This window comes from Dolichospermum planctonicum, assembly GCF_005402965.1.
Taxonomy (GTDB): domain Bacteria; phylum Cyanobacteriota; class Cyanobacteriia; order Cyanobacteriales; family Nostocaceae; genus Dolichospermum; species Dolichospermum planctonicum.
In genome coordinates this window covers 12,961-32,489 of the sequence record NZ_BJCF01000046.1, presented here as the reverse complement: position 1 = coordinate 32,489, position 19,529 = coordinate 12,961, and the positions used below count along the sequence as shown (strand labels likewise).

The 19,529-nt window shown below is 38.8% G+C and carries 19 protein-coding genes and 1 tRNA gene; 5 read left to right on the top strand and 15 right to left on the bottom strand.

From position 1 onward, the window contains the following. Window positions 1-824: 824 nt before the first annotated feature. The 11 genes from FFO06_RS17010 to FFO06_RS16960 form a co-directional block, all read right to left on the bottom strand. On the bottom strand, window positions 825-1,592 hold the full coding sequence (locus FFO06_RS17010) for an MBL fold metallo-hydrolase (protein ID WP_137909093.1): 768 nt from the start codon (window positions 1,590-1,592) through the stop codon (window positions 825-827). A gap of 12 nt (window positions 1,593-1,604) precedes the next feature. Further along, a complete protein-coding gene (locus tag FFO06_RS17005) occupies window positions 1,605-2,192 on the bottom strand; it encodes an anthranilate synthase component II (protein WP_137909092.1) in 588 nt (195 codons plus the stop codon). An 85-nt stretch (window positions 2,193-2,277) separates the two neighbouring features. Continuing rightward, window positions 2,278-2,733 (bottom strand): diacylglycerol kinase family protein, encoded by a 456-nt coding sequence (locus tag FFO06_RS17000; RefSeq protein WP_137909091.1) that lies wholly within the window; start codon window positions 2,731-2,733, stop codon window positions 2,278-2,280. 140 nt (window positions 2,734-2,873) lie between these two features. Beyond that, window positions 2,874-3,374, bottom strand: a complete 501-nt coding sequence (gene ybeY / locus FFO06_RS16995) for an rRNA maturation RNase YbeY (protein WP_137909090.1) — start codon at window positions 3,372-3,374, stop codon at window positions 2,874-2,876. A gap of 12 nt (window positions 3,375-3,386) precedes the next feature. Further along, a complete protein-coding gene (locus tag FFO06_RS16990) occupies window positions 3,387-3,542 on the bottom strand; it encodes a DUF3285 domain-containing protein (protein WP_071604830.1) in 156 nt (51 codons plus the stop codon). A gap of 276 nt (window positions 3,543-3,818) precedes the next feature. Beyond that, a protein-coding gene (gene prfB / locus FFO06_RS16985; RefSeq protein ID WP_137909096.1) for a peptide chain release factor 2 occupies window positions 3,819-4,932 on the bottom strand; the annotation gives its coding sequence in 2 pieces (ribosomal slippage) (window positions 3,819-4,859 and window positions 4,861-4,932; 1,113 coding nt in all). Between the two features lie 107 nt (window positions 4,933-5,039). Continuing rightward, complete coding sequence (locus FFO06_RS16980; protein ID WP_137909089.1) at window positions 5,040-7,103, bottom strand: serine/threonine-protein kinase; 2,064 nt, start codon at window positions 7,101-7,103, stop codon at window positions 5,040-5,042. 65 nt (window positions 7,104-7,168) lie between these two features. Next, complete coding sequence (locus FFO06_RS16975; protein ID WP_137909088.1) at window positions 7,169-7,837, bottom strand: N-acetylmannosamine-6-phosphate 2-epimerase; 669 nt, start codon at window positions 7,835-7,837, stop codon at window positions 7,169-7,171. Window positions 7,838-7,927: 90 nt separating this feature from the next. Beyond that, the gene (locus tag FFO06_RS16970) at window positions 7,928-8,299 is read right to left on the bottom strand and encodes a type II toxin-antitoxin system VapC family toxin (RefSeq protein ID WP_137909087.1); all 372 of its coding nucleotides are present in this window, start codon (window positions 8,297-8,299) and stop codon (window positions 7,928-7,930) included. Continuing rightward, a complete protein-coding gene (locus FFO06_RS16965) occupies window positions 8,286-8,513 on the bottom strand; it encodes a hypothetical protein (RefSeq protein WP_137909086.1) in 228 nt (75 codons plus the stop codon). Before FFO06_RS16965 ends, FFO06_RS16970 begins: the two co-directional genes overlap by 14 nt. Before the next feature lie 324 nt (window positions 8,514-8,837). Further along, window positions 8,838-9,032, bottom strand: a complete 195-nt coding sequence (locus FFO06_RS16960) for a hypothetical protein (RefSeq protein WP_028090248.1) — start codon at window positions 9,030-9,032, stop codon at window positions 8,838-8,840. Between the two features lie 345 nt (window positions 9,033-9,377). Here FFO06_RS16960 and cobN point away from each other — a divergent pair, with 345 nt between their 5' ends. Then, window positions 9,378-13,082 (top strand): cobaltochelatase subunit CobN, encoded by a 3,705-nt coding sequence (cobN, locus tag FFO06_RS16950; RefSeq protein WP_137909085.1) that lies wholly within the window; start codon window positions 9,378-9,380, stop codon window positions 13,080-13,082. A 277-nt stretch (window positions 13,083-13,359) separates the two neighbouring features. Here cobN and FFO06_RS16945 read toward each other — a convergent pair whose 3' ends face one another. From FFO06_RS16945 to lipA, 4 genes are all read right to left on the bottom strand, one after another. Next, complete coding sequence (locus FFO06_RS16945; protein WP_028084223.1) at window positions 13,360-13,815, bottom strand: Fur family transcriptional regulator; 456 nt, start codon at window positions 13,813-13,815, stop codon at window positions 13,360-13,362. A 303-nt stretch (window positions 13,816-14,118) separates the two neighbouring features. Then, entirely contained in the window at window positions 14,119-15,366 is a 1,248-nt protein-coding gene (sigC, locus tag FFO06_RS16935) for an RNA polymerase sigma factor SigC (protein WP_137909084.1), read from the bottom strand. A 549-nt stretch (window positions 15,367-15,915) separates the two neighbouring features. Then, window positions 15,916-16,869 carry an NAD(P)H-dependent glycerol-3-phosphate dehydrogenase gene (locus tag FFO06_RS16930; RefSeq protein WP_137909083.1) on the bottom strand — a complete coding sequence of 318 codons (954 nt, stop codon included), beginning with the start codon at window positions 16,867-16,869 and terminating at the stop codon, window positions 15,916-15,918. Between the two features lie 54 nt (window positions 16,870-16,923). Further along, complete coding sequence (gene lipA, locus FFO06_RS16925) at window positions 16,924-17,793, bottom strand: lipoyl synthase (RefSeq protein ID WP_137909082.1); 870 nt, start codon at window positions 17,791-17,793, stop codon at window positions 16,924-16,926. Window positions 17,794-17,918: 125 nt separating this feature from the next. On the opposite strand from lipA, the gene FFO06_RS16920 reads away from it, so the two are divergent. The 4 genes from FFO06_RS16920 (at window position 17,919) to FFO06_RS16905 (ending at window position 19,423) form a co-directional block, all read left to right on the top strand. Continuing rightward, window positions 17,919-17,992 (top strand) — tRNA-Pro (locus tag FFO06_RS16920). Window positions 17,993-18,002: 10 nt separating this feature from the next. Further along, entirely contained in the window at window positions 18,003-18,521 is a 519-nt protein-coding gene (locus FFO06_RS16915; RefSeq protein WP_162501205.1) for a type I restriction-modification enzyme R subunit C-terminal domain-containing protein, read from the top strand. Window positions 18,522-18,527: 6 nt separating this feature from the next. Further along, window positions 18,528-18,782 carry a hypothetical protein gene (locus tag FFO06_RS16910; protein WP_236097174.1) on the top strand — a complete coding sequence of 85 codons (255 nt, stop codon included), beginning with the start codon at window positions 18,528-18,530 and terminating at the stop codon, window positions 18,780-18,782. A 2-nt stretch (window positions 18,783-18,784) separates the two neighbouring features. After that, a complete protein-coding gene (locus FFO06_RS16905; RefSeq protein ID WP_137909081.1) occupies window positions 18,785-19,423 on the top strand; it encodes a Uma2 family endonuclease in 639 nt (212 codons plus the stop codon). Window positions 19,424-19,529 lie beyond the last annotated feature (106 nt).

The following is a 19,529-nucleotide window of genomic DNA, read 5'->3' as shown; positions in this document are numbered from 1 at the left end:
CGAATTGATATTTTTTCCTCAATATGGGCTGCAACTATTTTTTCTCGGAGATCCACTGAATATGCTTTCATGACAGTATTATCTTTATTATTACTAACTGTACCTCATAACTTCGGAAACTGCTGTAATATCTGTACTTCATACAGCAAGTAGCTTTGAGTGAGGTACACCTGGTGCAGGCAAGATGCCCGCACCACGAGAGTTTTATTATTAATATCTGTACTTCATACAGCAAGTAGCTTTGAGTGAGGTACACCTGGTGCAGGCCAGATGCCCGCACCACAAGAGTTTTATTATTAATATCCGTACTTCATACAGCAAGTAGCTTTGAGTGAGGTACACCTGGTGCAGGCCAGATGCCCGCACCACGAGAGTTTTATTATTAATATCTGTACTTCATACAGCAAGTAGCTTTGAGTGAGGTACACCTGGTGCAGGCCAGATGCCCGCACCACGAGAGTTTTATTATTAATATCTGTACTTCATACAGCAAGTAGCTTTGAGTGAGGTACATCTGGTGCAGGCCAGATGCCCGCACCACGAGAGTTTTATTATTAATATCTGTACTTCATACAGCAAGTAGCTTTGAGTGAGGTACATCTGGTGCAGGCCAGATGCCCGCACCACAAGAGTTTTATTATTAATATCTGTACTTCATACAGCAAGTAGCTTTGAGTGAGGTACACCTGGTGCAGGCAAGATGCCCGCACCACGAGAGTTTTATTATTAATATCTGTACTTCATAATATCGGGAACTGCTGTATGAGTTTGAAATCTGCTATTAGATTCCTGATTTCTTCCAGGAGGGATCTCAATTCGTGATATCAAAATTTATAACTCAAAACCTGAATTTCCGTATTTTTCGGTAAATTCTGGGAGTTAATTACTATAGAGTCACTATTACTTCGGCGGATATTAACACCCTGCATTAAAGTCAAAAAATCATCTACTGGGGTGATGTCACACTGGTTTGTATCAGCGGCTGGAGTGCGGTAATGGGTGGGAATAACTAACTGAGGATTTAAGACGGTAATGGCTGCTTTTGCTTCTTGAGCATTGTAAGCTTTAGCACTACCACCTACGGGAATAAATAATACATCGGGACGACCCATGAGGATTTTTTGTTCTAGGGTCAGGGGTGCAGCACAGCCCCCTAAATGCAGTAAATTAAGTCCTGCTATGGTGAATTTCCAAGCCAGATTTTTCCCGAATCGTTTTCCATTGTGACGATCATGGTCTGTGGTAATTCCCTGAAAATTAACACCCCTAAATTCGTAAACCCCCGGTTGATAAACTAATTTGGGATTTCCCGGTAGTTCTTTTACATAACCTTCATCTAATAATTGACTACTAATTAATACCAAATCTGCCGCGACCTTTGGGGGACGATACTTAGCTGTACAGCCCAATGTCCGAAAGGGATTAATCAGAATTTTGACATTTCCAGTGGTGAATAAAAAGCAAGTATGTCCTAACCAATGAATTGATACACCGCTAGACTGAGCCTTTACTGAAACTGGCAGACCTAAGTTAGTCATTACAGAGGTTATTAAACCCGCCCCAGTATAGCCTATCAACTGTCGTCTTTTCATCTGTTTTTCCGTTTACAAGGTTCGCAGAAAATTTCTGAGTAATTCCTTACCCAAGGAAGTTAAAACACTTTCTGGATGAAATTGGACTCCTTGAATGTGAGGATAGTTCCGGTGTCTGACACCCATAATTGTACCATCTTCTACCCAAGCAGTAATTTCCAATACTTCTGGACAAGTTTCCCGCTCAATTACCAAACTATGATACCTGGTGGCGGTGAAGGGATTTTCTAACCCTTGAAAAATTCCTATTCCTTGGTGTGATACCTGGGAGGTTTTTCCGTGCATTAATTCTGGTGCAGAAACTATTTTACCACCGAAGACCTGACCAATACTTTGATGTCCTAAACACACCCCTAAAATCGGTAATTTTTCGCCAAATTGAGCGATCGCATCTAAGGAAATTCCCGCATCTTCTGGACGACCAGGACCGGGGGAAATGACTATTGCGTCTGGGTTTAAGGTTTTAATTTCATCTACAGTCATCTTATCATTTCGCACGATTTGGATATCATTGGCTACAGAGAAATCTGTGGCTAGTTCTCCGAAATACTGCACTAAATTATACGTAAAGCTGTCGTAATTATCAATAACTAATATCACAATTTTTGCCTAATTTCATTTTTCTTGAAAATATTTGAAAATATTCAAGACGTTTCCTAGAAACGTCTCTATTACAACCCGCTATCTAGAAATTGGACAGGATTAAAGTCGCTAAAGGGGGCAATAATAGTATAGTTGCGACTAATAATGCTACTAAAGCTGCTACAAGTACAGCCCCAGCCGCACAGTCTTTAGCAATTTTTGCCAATTCATGGTAGGATTGTTTGACGGTTAAGTCTACAATAGACTCAATGGCCGTATTCATTAACTCTAAGGTCAAAACTAACCCACTGGTAACAGCAATTATAGCTATTTCCACTGTTTCTAGACGTAAGAATAGACTCAAACTAATAGCCAAGGCGCAGACGGCTAAATGAATGCGAAAATTACGCTGGGTCTGAAAACCATAGATAATTCCAGCCCAAGCGTACTTAAAACTAACAAATAAATTAGAGGCAATTTGCCAGGAAAGTTCCCTGTCTTTAGACACAAGCGGTGGTAAGCTGTTACTTGTTGGTGATGACGAAAGTTTTGGGGACATAGATAAAAAAATATGATATATGACAGAGTAAGAATCTACCGATTTTCATAGCCGGATCAACTTTGAAGCAATTGTAGGCTATTTTAAATAGCGACACTATGAAGCAATCACTAAGATTCTTAATTTTAAATATACATATACTATACCTCTAAGTTAATAATCATACCTATCTTCTCAAGTAAGATAACTTGTTGCTGTAGCATTTCCATCAAACTCTGTTCATCAGGATGATCCCATCCTAACAAATGCAATAAACCATGAGCCGTTAACCAGGCTAATTCTGTGGATAAGCTATGTTCCTGCTGTTGTGCTTGTCGCTGTGCTGTATCTACAGAAACAATAATATCACCTAAATACAAGGGCATAGATCTGAGCATTTCCTCGCTTTGTGGTAAATTTGCTTCTAGAGATGCAAAGGCTAAAACATCTGTAGGTTTATCCTGTTCACGGTATTGGGAATTGAGGGTTTGAATTTCTGTATCAGTTGTCAACCGCAAACTAACTTCATAACTAAGTGCAGTTGGTAGATAATCATTAAGAATTTCTAACCACTCCTGAAACCAATTTTCCCAAGTTTCGGGAGGAATTAGGGAAAAGTCGTCAAGACAATTTTCTAAATATAATTCCACTGGTAAAGGCACAATTTTTCCCCTTTAGCGGGTCAGATACGCTAAACCAACGAGGACAGATAATAGTCCTACAGCAGTTAACGCGAAGTGTTTGAGGGAAGTACCGCCTTTTCTAACCATGTTCCGCATGGCCAGCTTAACATAGCTGGGTTGGGGTTCTTTAGTAGGGGACTTGTCCATAGTTAATTTCTCCAATAATTTCCTTTATTACTTTAACAGGTTACGGGGAAATTAGGAGTCGGGAGTGCAGACTATTAACCTAAATTAAGCTATTACACAGCTAAATTAGACAATCCTCATATATAGCAATTCTCAACAAGACGTAAATACCTCTTTTTTTCTCTCTACCTCTGGGTCCTCTGTGTCCTCTGTGGTTCGTTCCCAAAAAGAGGATTGCTATTTTTAATCGCTGGCTATCCTGATTCTGATAGTATAACTAAGCGTCCCCTGCTTTCCCTAAGCTTCTACTATCTGATTTTCTTGTCTTAAATAGGCTTGGATAAACATATCAATCTCACCATTCATGATGTCGGTAATGGCTGTTGTTTCTACGTTTGTACGCAGGTCTTTAACCATCTGATAAGGATGAAATACATAGTTACGGATTTGATTACCCCAGGAGGCTTCTACCATATCACCGCGAATTTCCGCTATTTCTTGGGCGCGTTGTTCTTTAGCTATAATTAGTAGTTTAGCTTTGAGACGGGCTAGGGCTTTTTCTTTGTTTTGCAGTTGTGACCGTTCTTCTGTACAACGGACTGCTATCCCTGTGGGAATGTGAACTATGCGGACTGCGGTTTCTACTTTGTTGACGTTTTGTCCACCTTTACCACCAGAACGGGTGGTGGTAATTTCTAAATCTTTTTCGGGAATGTCTAATTTGACGGTATTATCTATTTGTGGCATCACTTCAACTCCCGCAAAACTGGTTTGTCGTTTACCGTTAGCATTAAAGGGAGAAATTCGTACTAAGCGATGAGTACCCATTTCAGAACGCAAATAACCATAGGCGTAGCGTCCGGTTATTTCTAGGGTGGCGGATTTAATACCCGCTTCGTCACCTTCGGATTCTTCTGCTAAGGTAACTTTATAACCATGATCTTCTCCCCAACGGGTATACATCCGCATTAACATAAATGCCCAGTCTTGCGCGTCTGTACCACCTGCACCAGCGTTAATTGTTAGGACCGCACCTTTATCGTCGTAGGGTCCAGAAAGTAGTTGTTGTAATTCCCATTGATCTAGATCATGATTGAGTTTGTTAATGGTAGACTCGGCTTCTTGCAATAGCGCTGTGTCTGTTTCTAGTTCCAATAGTTCAACAACTACCCTAGTATCGTCTAAATGGGAATGCCACTGGTAATATTGCTCTAAATGGGATTTTAGATCATTGAGTTCTTGTAGGGTGTTTTGGGCTTGGGTTTGGTCTTCCCAAAATTCTGTTTGGGCGGAAATTTGTTCTAAGTCGTGAATTTTGGCTTGGAGTGCGGGTACGTCAAAGATAGTCCTGGGTTTTACCCAGGCGGCTAGACAATGTTTCGATTTCGCGTTTTAGTTCTAATACGTCCATAATTTTGGCTACTGGCAGGGATGTGATATCTTTCTCAGTTAATTGGATAACTGGCATTTCATATTCTACTGGATTTTGGTCAGAAGAAAGAAGGGTTTACAATTTTATCATAGATTTTGGGTTAGGGCATTTTGGGCTTTTGTGCGGGCTTCTATAGCTTGTTGGTAGTCTGGTTTATATTCTATAGCTTTATCGTAGGATGCGATCGCCTCTTTGTATTGTTGCATATTTAATAGCGCATTGCCGCGACTATACCAACTTTCATAATGATTTGGTTTATAACGGATAGCTTTATTATAGGATGCGATCGCTTCTGGATATTTTTGCAAACTATATTGTGTATTTCCCAGATTATACCACAGTAAATAATCATTTCCCTTTAAGGAAACAGCTTTTTTATAAGATTCTATGGCTTCTGGATAGCGTTTAACTTGATGTAATGCCCAACCCCGATTATACCATACTTGATACCGTCGAGGATTGGATTTAATCACTTGGTTAAAAGAATCAATGGCCTCTGGATATCTACGTAATGTCATCAATACATTACTTCTTGATAACAAAGCGGCAAAGTTACCCTGATTGTATTGTAGCACCTGATCATAAGCTTGCAGAGCAAATTCATAACGATTTAAATTCACCGAACAATTACCTAAATTATACAAAGCTAATTCATGATCTGGTTTTAATTCTATGGTTTTTTTGTAAGCTGTAATTGCTTCCTCATACTGTTTAAGATTTTGTAATGCCAATCCTTTTTTGTACCATAATTCAGAATTATCAGGTTGTAAATTAATTGCTTGTTCATAAGCCTTAACTGCATTATTATAGTTATTAATTTTTATAAAAACATCCCCTTTAGCTTGCCAAACTTGAGGAGCATCATTTTTGAGTTCTAAAGCTTTATCAAAAGTGGCAAGTGCTTCTGAATAACGTTTGAGATTTACTAAAACCAACCCGCGATTATTCCAAGCTTCTAAATAATCAGGTTGAAGTTGAATAGCTTTATCATAGACTATTAAAGCTTGTTCATATTTCTTTAGTTGAAATAATGCTTGACCTTGACCATACCAAGCTTGAGGATAATCAGGTTTAATATCTCCGGCTTTTTCATAAATTGTTAAAGCCTCTTGATAGCGTTGTAATTGCAGCAGAGTATTTGCCTGATGATATAATTCTATAGCATTTTTATTATTCAGGCGATTAATTATAAATATTCCACCTACAGCACCAATAACTAACACAAATATCCCCAAGGGTAATTTCCAGAATATCCCTTTTTTAACTGGGGAATTTTTAACTTGATTTGGTAAAATTGCCGGAGAAAAAACTATTGTTTCCGATGTATTTTTATGCAAATTTTGTAAAGCTTGTAATGCTATTGTCGCTGAGGCATAACGTTGTCGAAAATCATAACATACCATTTGATTTAAAAATTGAGCAAATTCTGGGGATACCGTGGCGGAATTTTGCCAAATAATTTCATTAGTTTCGGGATCTTTTTCTAATTGTTCAGGGGATAATCCTGTTAAAGCTTGAATAGCAATAATTCCCAAAGCATAGATATCACTACTAAATTTGGGTGTTCCTTGTGCCTGTTCTCCAGGAGTATAACCTGGTGTGCCAATAGCGACAGTAGATTTAGTAGTATCCGGGGAATTTACTAATTTAGTCGTAATTTGTTTAACTGCACCAAAATCAATTAAAATTAGTTTACCATCTTGTTGTCGTCTCAGAATATTCCGAGGGTTAACATCACGATGAATTACTTTTTGTTGATGTACAAAATCCAAAATTTCTAAAATTTCTTGTACTAGGGAAATTACCTGATTTTCAGTAAAAATTGTACCTGGTCTTAATTCTTGACTAAGGTTATTACCTACAATAAGTTCTTGCACCAGATAAAATTCGGCATTTTCTTCAAAGTAAGCTAAAAGTTGGGGAATGCGGTCATGAGTCCCTAATTTATATAAAACTTGGGCTTCTGTGTCAAACAACCTTCTGGCTATTTCCAAAGTAGCAATATCACTAGACTGAGGTTTAAGTTTCTTAACTACACAATGCGGTAAACCGGGTAAATGCGTATCATTAGCAACATAAGTTTCGCCAAATCCGCCACCTCCCAGGTAATTGGTAATTTGGTATCTGCCCACAAGGGTGTTTCCTAGCATTTTATGAGCCTATTTGAATAATATGTTATATTATGACTATTTTGCCACAGAAAAATGAGAAGATTTTAATTTTCCAATGCCAAATTATAAGCTTTAACTAACAAATCAATGCCGGTAATTGCTCCACCCACAACAACAGCATTAGCGCCTAAATCTAAGGCTTTTTTGGCCATTTGTGGTGAAGAAATACCACCCTCACAAATCACAAAAGTGTCAAGATTTTCTACTATTTTAGTCAGTAATTCCCAACCAGGAGGAGAAAAGTCTTGAGTTTCCCCAGTGTAGCCAAAAAGAGTAGTTCCGACAATATCCGCACCCGCATTAACAGCTAATTGTGCTGCTTGATATGTATCTACATCTGCCATAACTGGCTTATTTAATTGATCATGAATCAAATTAATAATATTTGCTAACTTTTCATCACCGGGACGATATCTAGTAGTAGCATCTATAGCTATAATATCAGCACCAGCTGCTGCTACGGCTACAGCGTGATGAAATTGTGGTGTAATATATACATCAGAACCAGTTATTACTTGTTTCCAAAGTCCGATAATGGGAACTTGGACTTTTTTCCGCACCGCTTGGATATGAATAGGTGTGTCAATTCTCACTCCTACAGCCCCATTATTCACTGCTGCTTGTGCCATTGCAGAAATTACATAAGGATCATGTAATGGGGAGTTTATGGGTGCTTGACAGGAAACGATTAATCCTTTTGGTAAGTTAGTCATGTTTTATTTTTGATTGTAAGTTAACTTGGGTGATTAGGAGGATGTGCTAAAAAGATTAATGTTTATTAAGATGAATATCATGTAATGCTGTCAGTTATCTAATTTAAGCTTATTTGCTAACTTCTTATCTAAGGTTATTAACTCAAGTCCATGATACTTGGTAGTTGCAGCAATAATAGAATCAGGCAGTTTCGTTTTGTGAGTATATCTAAAATTGATAGTCTCATTTTCAATTGCTGGTGTAATTGTTAAATATGTCATACGACTTAATAAAAATACAATAGCTTCTTTTTCTGTGGGTGTTATAGATGGAAAACTCAATAACTCCATGGGAGTTATTGCACTATAAGCACATTCACCAATTTGAATTTGCCTATCGTTTAAAATATCCAAAATTATTAAATCGCGTTGGAGCAAACCAATCACGATATTTGTATCTAACAAATACTTAATCCCATTCATTGCGTAATGCTCTTTGTAAATTTAACGGATCTTGATTTTTGAAAGTTGGAAATTCAGGCAAATCATTAACTATATCAACCAATAATTGAGATGATTGTTTTTGTTGCTCTTCTAATAACATTTTTTCCACAGCTTTCTGTACTAATAGCTGCATATCAGGCATTTCCAAAAGTTGTTTTCCCAATTCATCAGGTAACTCAATTTTAACTTGCATAAAATCCTCCATTAAAACGGCGGTTTAATTCTTAATTCTTCACAGAAGAATACAATTATAGCATCTGTGACCTGACAGTGAATTTATTTATTGCCTCATTTAATGCTAACGTAAAAAGCCTAATTTGTAAACTCGAAATTTTCGTTAATTCCTTAATTTTACTGGCACAATCTCAACTATCTAAATGTTGTATGGTTGAAAATTTATATTTAACGTAAGTTATTAGTTAGGTAAACTGTCAGAATCAGGATATACAGGATGAAAACAGGGATTTTATCACTAATTACCTATTATCAGCTTTAACTAGATAACTAGCAATTTCAGTTATTTAATGGTAATTTGTCCGTTCATTAACATGGGAAGTAACCAATCTCTTAATTGGGTTTGTTTAAAAATATCTGTAAAAATATTATTTTCTGAATTATAAACCGCATTTTTTAGCGATAAGTATTCATAACTTAATCGCTGTAAATGTAGAATTGATGGCAGTTTTACCCTAGAATTTTCGTTAAAAGTCATAAGATAACAAGGTTTTCAGACTGATATGGAAATACCGTGATAATTATTCCAGACTATGGTAATTATACCATAGATAAATCACTTAGTTAAAGTGCGATTCTAATAATTTTATCTAATTTCCATGGATGACAGTATAGCTCGTCTTTCACCCCGTTTTTCACCTTCTCTGAAAATCTGCTGATACCAAGGAAACTCTTATAATATTACCATATCCCACCTCAGGATTTGTGGAAACGCTATCTAGTACAATAGTAGGGGGTGTTGGGTTTTGTTCCCATTGCTTTGCAACGCTAACGCGAACAACCCAACCTACAATAAATGTTATGTCATTATTAATCACCAATTATGCACCGTATAAATGCTACTGCTGGAGGCTGGAATCAGTCGGAGGGTTTATTTTTCTTAGAACAAACTATAGCACCATTTGTATTGATTACAGCAGCAGATACTGATATTCAAACTCTAGGAACTGTAGTTTCTAAATTACCTGATGAATTTCCAGAAATTCGAGTCGCTAATTTATTACAACTACAACAACAAGTAAGTATAGATGATTATAGCGAACAAGTATTAGAATCAGCGCAAGTAATTGTTCTGCGTCTTATTGGTGGAAGTTCTTATTGGAATTATGGTCTAGAAGTTATACAGGAAATTGGAGAACGTAATGGTACAACCTTAATTATAATGCCAGGAGATGACGGACTTGATCTTGATTTAATCTCTAAATCTACAATTGCTCCAGAAATTGTCCAGAAAATCTGGCAATATTTTCAAGAAGGTGGTACAGAAAATTTCCTCAATGCTTTAAAATTTATCGCTGATACGGCTTTATTAACAGAATTTAATCCTCTACCTCCACAACCTGTTCCCCGTGTGGGTTTGTATGAGTGGAAAGAAGAAAAAAAAGAACTTTTACCAATTCAGCCTAAAGTTGGGATTTTGTTTTATCGCGCTCATTATTTATCAGGAAATACTAAAGTTATTGATGCTTTGTGTAATGCTTTGTTAGAGAAAAATTTACAACCTGTACCAGTTTTTGTCTCTTCATTGCGTGAACCGGGTGTAAGTGATAAATTATGTGCATGGTTTACAGATGAAGATGGGGTAAATATTAGTTTATTAATGAATACCACTAGTTTTTCCCTAGCGCAATTAGAAACAGAAACACCGCTTGAACTTTGGGAAAAATTAGATGTCCCGGTTTTGCAAGTAATTCTTTGTGCTAGTTCCATTGAACAATGGGAATCAGAATCACAAGGTTTAACACCCCGTGATATTGCTATAAATGTGGCTTTACCAGAAGTAGACGGACGGATTATTAGTAGGGCTGTATCCTTCAAAACTTTGCAAGCTCGAAATCACAAATTAGAAACCGATATTGTAGTTTATGAACCCTTGAGCGATCGCATTGAATTTGTCACCCAACTGGCTGCAAATTGGGTACGATTGCGGGTAAAAATGCCCTCAGAACGGCAATTAGCCTTAATTTTAGCAAATTACCCCAACACCAACGGAAGGCTGGCCAATGGCGTAGGATTGGACAGTCCTGCCAGTTGTGTGGAAATTCTCAAAGCTTTAAAATTAGCTGGTTATGAAGTAGGAAATATTCCCGAAACTGGAGAGGAATTAATTCAAATTATCACATCTGGTGTTACAAATGATCCCGAAGGAAGAGACTGGAAACCAATAAATCAAAGTCTTTCAGCAGCCGAATATCAAAAATATTTTGCTACTTTACCTGCAAATATACAACAGGAAATAATTGAACGGTGGGGAGCAGTAGAAACAATTGAAGATTGGGCAATTTCGGGAATTAAATTTGGTAATATTTTTGTAGGTGTTCAACCATCAAGAGGTTATGATCTTGATCCGAGTTTGAATTATCATGCACCAGATTTAGAACCAACACATAATTATTTAGCCTTTTATCATTGGCTGCGGGAATCTTTGGCTGCGGATGCGATAATTCATCTAGGAAAACATGGTAACTTAGAATGGCTACCGGGTAAAAGTGTTGCCTTATCTAATAATTGTTATCCAGAAATTGCCTTGGGACCAATGCCCCATTTATATCCATTTATTGTCAATGATCCTGGTGAGGGTTCACAGGCTAAAAGACGCGCCCAAGCAGTAATTATTGATCACTTAACACCGCCCATGACAAGGGCGCAATTATATGGAGGATTGCAACAAGTAGAAAACCTCATTGATGAATATTACGAAGCCGAAAGTTTAGATCCTTCCAGATTAGCAATAATTAGCGATCGCATCAAAGAATTAGTCATCAAAGAAAACCTATATAAAGACTTAGGAATTACCAACCCCAAAGACATCACCAACTTTGAAACCTTAATCTTAAACTCCCTAGACGGTTACTTGTGCGAACTCAAAGAAGCCCAAATCCGCGACGGCCTACACATATTCGGCCAATGTCCCCAAGGAACCCAACTAAGAGATTTAATAGTAGCGATCGCCCGCATCCCCAACCGCTATTCTATAGGTATTACCCGCACCATAGCCAAACAATGGGGTTTAGACATAGATCCCCTCACCGACGACCTTTCAACCCCCCTCTCCGCGCATCTGCGCCTCTGTGAGAGACTTAAATCCTGTCATATCATTGGGGATGTCGTTGAACTCCTAGAAATAGAAGCAGCCCATTTAGTAGAAAAAATCATAGCCGGAACAGAAAACCAAAACTGGATTAGCGACAAACTCCTCCCGTCCCTGCAAAAAACTAGTGAAGAAATCACCAACCTGCTCCGGGGACTTGACGGAAAATACGTTAAAAGTGGTGCTTCCGGCGCACCGACACGCGGCCGTCCCGAAGTTCTGCCCACAGGTAAAAACTTTTACGCCGTTGATATTCGTGCCATTCCCACGGAAACGGCCTGGGATATCGGGAGAAAAGCGGCTGAAACCCTGATTGAAACCTACACCCAAGCAAATGGAGAATATCCTAAAACTCTGGCTTTATCGGTGTGGGGTACGGCTACCATGCGGACTGGTGGTGATGATTTAGCGGAGGCTTTAGCTTTACTCGGTGTTAAACCTGTGTGGGATGGTGTAGCGCGACGGGTGATAGATTTTGAAATATTACCTTTGGCGGTTGTGGGTCGTCCCCGTGTGGATGTTACTCTGAGAATATCGGGTTTTTTCCGGGATGCTTTTCCTAATTTAATCACTTTATTTGATCAAGCTGTAAAAGCGGTTTCAGCTTTAAATGAACCCCCTGATCAAAATCCCCTCGCAGATATGGTTCGTCAAGAAACTGAACAATGGACTCAACAGGGTTTATCTTTAGATGTAGCACAAGAGCGATCGCAATATCGCGTTTTTGGTTCTCAACCTGGCGCTTATGGGGCGGGACTCCAAGGTTTAATGGCTTCCCAAAATTGGCAAAATGACGAGGATTTAGCTCAAGCTTACACAAATTGGAGTGCTTACGCCTATTCTTCTGGTCAGGAAACAGGGAATAAGAATGTGGAAGCTTTTGAACAACGTTTAAAGCAAATGCAAATCGTCCTCCACAATCAAGATAACCGCGAACATGATTTACTTGATTCTGATGATTATTATCAATTTCAAGGTGGTTTAACCGCCGCTGTGCGTTCTCTTCAGGGTAAAAATCCCGAAACCTATTTTGGCGATAATTCCAATACACTCCAGCCCAAAATTCGCCAACTGAGTTCAGAAATTGCCAGGGTGTACCGAACGCGAGTCGTTAATCCTAAATGGATAGCTGGAGTTATGCGTCACGGTTATAAGGGTGCATTTGAAATGGCCGCAACGGTAGATTTTCTTTTCGCTTACGATGCTACGGCCCAATGTGTGGAGGATTATATGTATCAAGGTGTCTTTGAAGCATATTTAGAAGATGCCACTGTTTGTGAATTTATTCACAACAAAAACCCTTGGGCGTTACGTGATATTGCGGAAAGACTACTAGAGGCAAACCAGCGCGGTTTATGGCAGAATGTGGCTATACAAACACTAGAAAACCTCCGCAATTTAGTCCATCAAGCAGAAGCCACCATTGAAGAAAAATAACTGACCAATTGGTAATGGGTAATGGGTAATTGGTAATGGGTAATGGGTCATGAGTAATGGGTAATGGGTAATGGGTAATTGGTAATGGGTAATTGGTAATGGGTAATTGGTAGTTAATTTCTGTCACCTGTCACCTGTCACCTGTAACCTGTCACCTGTAACCTGTCCCCGTGGCGTAGCACCTGTAACCTGTCCCCGTGGCGTAGCACCTGTCACCTGTAACCTGTAACCTGTCACCTCTAACCTGTAACCTGTAACCTGTCACTTCCCTTAGTTTCTAAATAGGCATTAATGCCCTTTGGCACTTAGGGCATACAGCATGAATGGTCATTTGACAATCTAATAAATGGTAACCTTCTTTTTGCGCTGTTTTTCCCCCAATTTTTAAAATAGAGTCATTTTTAAACTCGATGGTCGAGTTACAGCGCACACAAATTAGGTGATGATGGTGATGGGGATAAGGTTGATTGATTTCATAATGTTTATGTCCTTCCCCCAATTCTAACTCCCGCAAAATCCCCATTCTCGCCATTAACTTTAAAGTCCGGTAGATAGTTGATAAACTAATACCTTCACCGTCAGTCTCTAAGCGATGATAGAGATCCTCTGCACTTAAATGCTCACCTTGGGGGAGTTCTTGAAAAATATGTAGAATTGTTTCCCGCTGTGGAGTTAAACGCCAACCACGGTCGTTTAGTTCTGCTTTGAGTGAACCAGTTGTGTAGACAGTCATACTAAATTTTCTCAACAAAGCTCATTAATTGAGAATATAACAAATCTTTGTCCCAATTTGCAACAATCATTGCTTATTGAGAATATTTACTAGTTGACAGGGGACTCTTAACTGGGGACAGGTGACAGGGGACTCTTAACTGGGGACAGGTGACAGGGGACAGGTGACAGGGGACAGGGGACTCTTAACTGGGGACAGGTGACAGGGGACAGGGGACAGGGGACAGGGGACAGGGGACAGGGGACAGGGGACAGGGGACAGGTGACAGAAATTAACTACCCATTACCCATTACCCATTACTTTCTAACTTAAAGACTCTAGATAGTCGCGGACAAGGTTACGGCGCTTGGGTTGACGAAGTTTCTGCAAAGCCTTTGATTCAATTTGTCTCACTCTTTCTCGTGATAGGTCAAGGGCTCGGCCAATTTCTGATAAAGAGTAAGAATGACCATCGGACAAGCCGAAGCGCATGGAAACAACATCACGCTCCCGGTCGGTTAAATCGTCCAGAAGACTATACAAATCTTTATGTAAAGATTCCCGCATTAAGGTCTCTTCAGGGGTAATGTTATCAGTTTCTAGCAATTCCCCCAATTCAGTATCTTTATCTTTTCCTACTTTGGTTTCTAAAGACACAGAACGAGGAACTCTCAATAACACTTCCCGGACTTGGGCTGGTGTCATATCTAACTCAATTGCCAGGTCTTCTAAAGTAGGTGTGCGACCTTTTTCTTGGGCAATTTTCCGTTGCGCCTTTTTAATTTTGTTCAGTTTTTCGGTAATATGGACAGGAAGGCGAATGGTACGACTAGAAGTAGCGATCGCTCTGGTAATTCCTTGACGAATCCACCAATAAGCATAGGTACTAAAACGATAACCTTTAGTGGGGTCAAATTTCTCAACGGCTCGTTCTAAACCTAAAGTCCCTTCTTGAACTAAGTCTAACAATTCCAAACCACGATTTTGATATTTTTTCGCCACAGATACCACCAAACGCAAATTCGCTTTAATCATCTGGGATTTAGCTTGTAGTCCTTGACTTTGAATTTGCTCTAGTTCTTCCACGGTTAACTGAGCGATTTCTGCCCAGCGTCTTTTACCATTTGCTAAAGTGGGTTTGAGATCGGATAATTTTATCCCCGCAGTAGCTGCCCACCGTTCTAAAGAAGGGCGGTGTCCTAACTCCGAAGCCAAACGCTCCTGTACCTCAATTAATCGCAAATAAGGGATAATTGTTGCATCTCCCTCCTTGGCTGCTAAACTAAGCACTACTCGCATCCGTAAGTTTCGCTGTACTTTTTGAGCTTCGGAAACTTCTTCATCTTTTCCTAATAACCGGACTCGACCAATTTCTTGCAGATAGAGACGAACTAGGTCTGTACTGTTGCGGTTAACTTGAGCGGGTAAATCAGATTCAACTACAGGGATATCTAAATCTGGTAAATCATCTAGGGATAACTCACTTTCATCACTACTGATTTCGAGATCCATAGGTACGCTTTGATTTTCGCTATCGTAGTCGGTATTTTTATAAACGGATGTTGCTGGCATAATGTCTCAAGTTGCTCCAGGTAACAATAAATTAAGGGCAGTTAAAATTAGGATCAAATCAACGGTTGCTATTCCGTAATTTCTCATCAAATAAAACAGTTTAGTCTTCGATGTACAATTAGTGGCAAAACTTTGTACTAGTGTAAGTAGGCATAAAGGAAGAAAACTTAATTTATCAGCTTTTGCACCTTTTTTAAACTTGATAGTTATTTTTGCCGCACTCGACTGCCTGAAAAGAATATATTTTAACGATTTTTTCCGTTGTAATAGCATCAGGAACTAATAGCTATTCTAATTTTGAGTCCAACTTTCAATTAGAAGTTATCTAATAGTCAAAATTACCATTTTTAGAGATATTTACAGTGATTTTTCTAACTGATTATAGTGTCAAAAACATACTTTTGATCATGATGTTTATAAACTACATGGTCATATTTACATCATTCAAAACGTAATTTCCTGACAATTTGGCAAATTCTTTCCGGGACTGAAAGCAGTAATCATTTAATTTTCATTGCAGACCTGACTCTGTAAGCATTTTACCTTTACTTACCACATTTGTTCTTTGGGAAAATCATCAAATTCCGGTTTAATATCTCGTAACATAAGTTGATCTAATGCTTGTTGAGGTGTAACTTCTCCTTCCAGTAGTTGATAAACTTGTTCGCTAATAGGAATAGCAATACTTCGTTGTTGTGCAATTTCCATTAATACCCGACAAGTGTTTACACCTTCCGCTATTCCAGGAAGACCCGCTAAAATTTCTTTGAGCGTTTTTCCATGAGCTAACTGATAACCAAGTTGATAATTGCGACTTAAAGGGCTGTTACAGGTAGCTAGTAAGTCCCCTAGACCGGATAAACCATAAAATGTTTCCGTTTTCGCGCCTAAATTCTTACCAATTCGCACTATTTCGGTTAAGCCACGGGTGACTAAAGCGGCTTTAGCATTTGTTCCTAAGTTTAGCCCATCACATACACCAGCAGCGATCGCTATTACATTTTTTAGCGTTCCTCCTAATTCTACTCCCACAGGGTCAGGATTAGTATAAACACGAAAACGACTGGAAGAAAATACTAATTGTACACTTTGGGCGGCATTGATATTTTTACTAGCTACTACGGTTGCTGCTGGTAATTCCCGGACAATTTCCTGGGATAAATTCGGACCTGATAAGACAACAACGGGATGATTAGGAAAAATTTCTTGCCAAATTTGCGAAGGTGTGTATGTTGTTTTGGGTTCTAATCCTTTAGTTGCGGTGACAAAGATTGTCTCTGGAGACACAGGAGAAGATTGTACCACAGAAGCTACATCTCTTACTCCTTGCATAGAAATAGCTGATAAGACTATGTGGGCATTTTCCAGTACACTGACTAAGGATTGTGATCCCTGACGTGACCATAAATGCACCTGATTACCATTAATTGCTGCTAATTTGGCCAGGGCTGTACCCCAAGCACCAGCACCAAGAATCACGACAGATTTTACACTTTGACTCACTTCGATTCACTCATGGAGAATAGGGAATAGGTGTTAAGAAGCGACCACCAGGGGTTACCTTGGATAACGTTTCATTAATTCTCTGACTTGCTCTGCATGATAGGAGCTTCTTGTCAATGGTGAAGAAACAACTTGTAAAAATCCTAATTCTTCTCCAAAAGTTTGCCAAGCTGCAAACTGTGTTGGCGTAATAAAATCAGATACTTGCAAGTGTTTTTGAGTAGGTTGGAGATATTGCCCAATTGTCAAAATATCACAATCTACCCTTCTGAGGTCTTCCATAACTTGACGCACTTCTGCGTCTGTTTCACCTAAACCGACCATAATACCAGATTTTGTGTAAGTTTTAGGAGAAATTTGCCGGGAGCGTTGTAATAATTCCATAGTCCGCTCATAATTACCTTGGGGACGCACACGACGATATAAACGGGAAATAGTTTCTGTATTGTGGTTCAGTACCTCTGGTTTAGCTTGGAGAATTATCTCTAAAGCTTGCCAATTACCGCATAAATCAGGAATTAATACTTCTATGGTAGTATGAGGCGAAATATCATGAATAGAATTAATACACTGAACAAATTGAGACGCACCACCATCAGGTAAATCATCTCGATTTACGGAAGTAATCACGACGTGATTAAGCTGCATTCTGCTGACTGCTTCCGCTAGTCTTATAGGTTCAGTGGGATCTAAGGGCTGGGGTTTTTTTTCAAAGTCAATATCACAGTAAGGACAAGCTCTGGTGCAAGCAGGACCCATAATCAAAAATGTAGCAGTACCAGCATTGAAGCATTCACCAATGTTAGGACAAGAAGCTTCTTCGCAAACGGTATTCAGGGCTAAATCCCGCAAAATCTCCTTAACGTTACCAACACGCTCCCATTGAGGTGCTTTTACCCGCAACCAGTCTGGTTTTACAGTCACAGTCTACTTTTACCATTTTAGTTATACAAGTCTTATCCTAGCAAGCAAAGACATCTCCGGCGGCAGAAAAATTTGTTATTTTTTGCTAATTGTGGTATGATGGTTCTAAATTACCATTTCTATGGCGGGATGTGGCGCAGCTTGGTAGCGCACTTCGTTCGGGACGAAGGGGCCGCTGGTTCGAATCCAGTCATCCCGATTTACTGTTATTGTCACTTGCCAAAGATAATCAACTGCGTTTGTCTAAATTAATTGATTATACCAGAGAACAAGTTAGGACTCTCTATCGTTCTACTATAGAAATACAACAACGCTGGGCTGTTCCTGAAGAACGGGCAGAAATTATTGATTTACTGGCAGATAGGGGAATTGATTTTGATGAGTTAAAAGCAGTAACTAATCTTTCCGAAGCTGATCCTTTTGATTTATTATGTTATGTAGCCTTTGATGCTCCGGTGTTGACTTGCAAACAACGGGCTGAAAGGTTGCGTCGTGGTAAGTCTGACTTTTTTGAACAATATGGGGAGGAAGCCAGGGCAATTTTAGAGATTCTTTTGGATAAGTATGCTGAAAAGGCTGTTGAGGAGTTTAATATTACCACGACTTTTAAGGCTAATCGGGAGTTTGCTAATTATGGTAATGTAATTGAAATTGCTGAACGGTTTGGGGGTGTTCAGGAGTTGAGGGACGCGGTAAATCAGTTACAAAGTTTACTTGATTCAGCATAGGAGTTAATGATGTTTACGGAAGAATATATTAAAGATATACATTTTCAAACTGAGGAACAAAATCAGCGCGACATTGCTAAGGAACAGAAGGCCAAAGGGGACGCTATTTACTGGGCAATTTATAATCTTGACCGCAAAAACCCCAATAATCAGACGGATTTTGAACATTTAGCGCCTGAGCAACTGGTAAATGATATCCTAGAGAAAGATCGGCGGGTTGCTGGAATTATGTCTGAGATTAAAGCAATTTTGGAGCAGTGACAATGTTAGGTTTACTAGAAAAGTTGAGTTGCTGGGAAGAATTAACAAGTCAATCAGTATTAGATAATGTTGATTCTGACCAGATTTTACTGATGAATGGGATTAACTGGAATATATATGAGAGCCTGTTACAGCGATTTAAAAGTATTTCTCATTATCGCTTTAAATATTTAGAAGGTACTTTAGAAATAATGTCTCCTAGTCGTCGTCATGAGTTTGATAAAAAGATTATTGCTTTATTATTAGAAACTTATTTTATAGAAAAAGATATTGATTTTTATCCTTTAGGTTCAACTACTTTTAGAAGGGAAGCAGCCGCTAGAGGTATTGAACCGGATGAATGTTATTGTTTTGATTCTGAAAAATCTGTTCCTGATTTGGCTATTGAGGTGGTTGTGACGAGTGGGGGAATTGATGATTTATTAATTTATCAAGGTTTGGGTGTACCGGAAGTTTGGTTTTGGCAGAATCATCAATTTTCGTTATATTTTCTCCGGGGTGATAAGTATGAGAAAATATTAAAAAGTGAATTTTTACCGGGTTTAGATTTAACTCTGTTGGCAAGTTTGCTTTTGTCTGGTGGAAAACCAAAGGATTTAATCTCAAAGTTCCGTGAAAACATCCGTCGGGGCGATTCGTGAATTGCCACTACGAATATACAAATATACAAATATACAAATATACAAATATATACAAATATATACAAATACAGCAGTTTCCGATATTATGAAGTACAGATATTAATAA

What these genes read in the sequence shown, in the direction of transcription:
- FFO06_RS17000 (WP_137909091.1), bottom strand. Translation starts at nt 2,733, where the DNA reads ATGTCCCCAAAACTTTCGTCATCACCAACAAGTAACAGCTTACCACCG.
- FFO06_RS17010 (WP_137909093.1), bottom strand. Translation starts at nt 1,592, where the DNA reads ATGAAAAGACGACAGTTGATAGGCTATACTGGGGCGGGTTTAATAACC.
- FFO06_RS16960 (WP_028090248.1), bottom strand. Translation starts at nt 9,032, where the DNA reads ATGACTTTTAACGAAAATTCTAGGGTAAAACTGCCATCAATTCTACAT.
- FFO06_RS16905 (WP_137909081.1), top strand. Translation starts at nt 18,785, where the DNA reads ATGTTAGGTTTACTAGAAAAGTTGAGTTGCTGGGAAGAATTAACAAGT.
- FFO06_RS16975 (WP_137909088.1), bottom strand. Translation starts at nt 7,837, where the DNA reads ATGACTAACTTACCAAAAGGATTAATCGTTTCCTGTCAAGCACCCATA.
- FFO06_RS16980 (WP_137909089.1), bottom strand. Translation starts at nt 7,103, where the DNA reads ATGCTAGGAAACACCCTTGTGGGCAGATACCAAATTACCAATTACCTG.
- FFO06_RS16990 (WP_071604830.1), bottom strand. Translation starts at nt 3,542, where the DNA reads ATGGACAAGTCCCCTACTAAAGAACCCCAACCCAGCTATGTTAAGCTG.
- FFO06_RS16945 (WP_028084223.1), bottom strand. Translation starts at nt 13,815, where the DNA reads ATGACTGTCTACACAACTGGTTCACTCAAAGCAGAACTAAACGACCGT.
- FFO06_RS16970 (WP_137909087.1), bottom strand. Translation starts at nt 8,299, where the DNA reads ATGAATGGGATTAAGTATTTGTTAGATACAAATATCGTGATTGGTTTG.
- cobN (WP_137909085.1), top strand. Translation starts at nt 9,378, where the DNA reads ATGCACCGTATAAATGCTACTGCTGGAGGCTGGAATCAGTCGGAGGGT.
- sigC (WP_137909084.1), bottom strand. Translation starts at nt 15,366, where the DNA reads ATGCCAGCAACATCCGTTTATAAAAATACCGACTACGATAGCGAAAAT.
- FFO06_RS16910 (WP_236097174.1), top strand. Translation starts at nt 18,528, where the DNA reads ATGATGTTTACGGAAGAATATATTAAAGATATACATTTTCAAACTGAG.
- FFO06_RS16965 (WP_137909086.1), bottom strand. Translation starts at nt 8,513, where the DNA reads ATGCAAGTTAAAATTGAGTTACCTGATGAATTGGGAAAACAACTTTTG.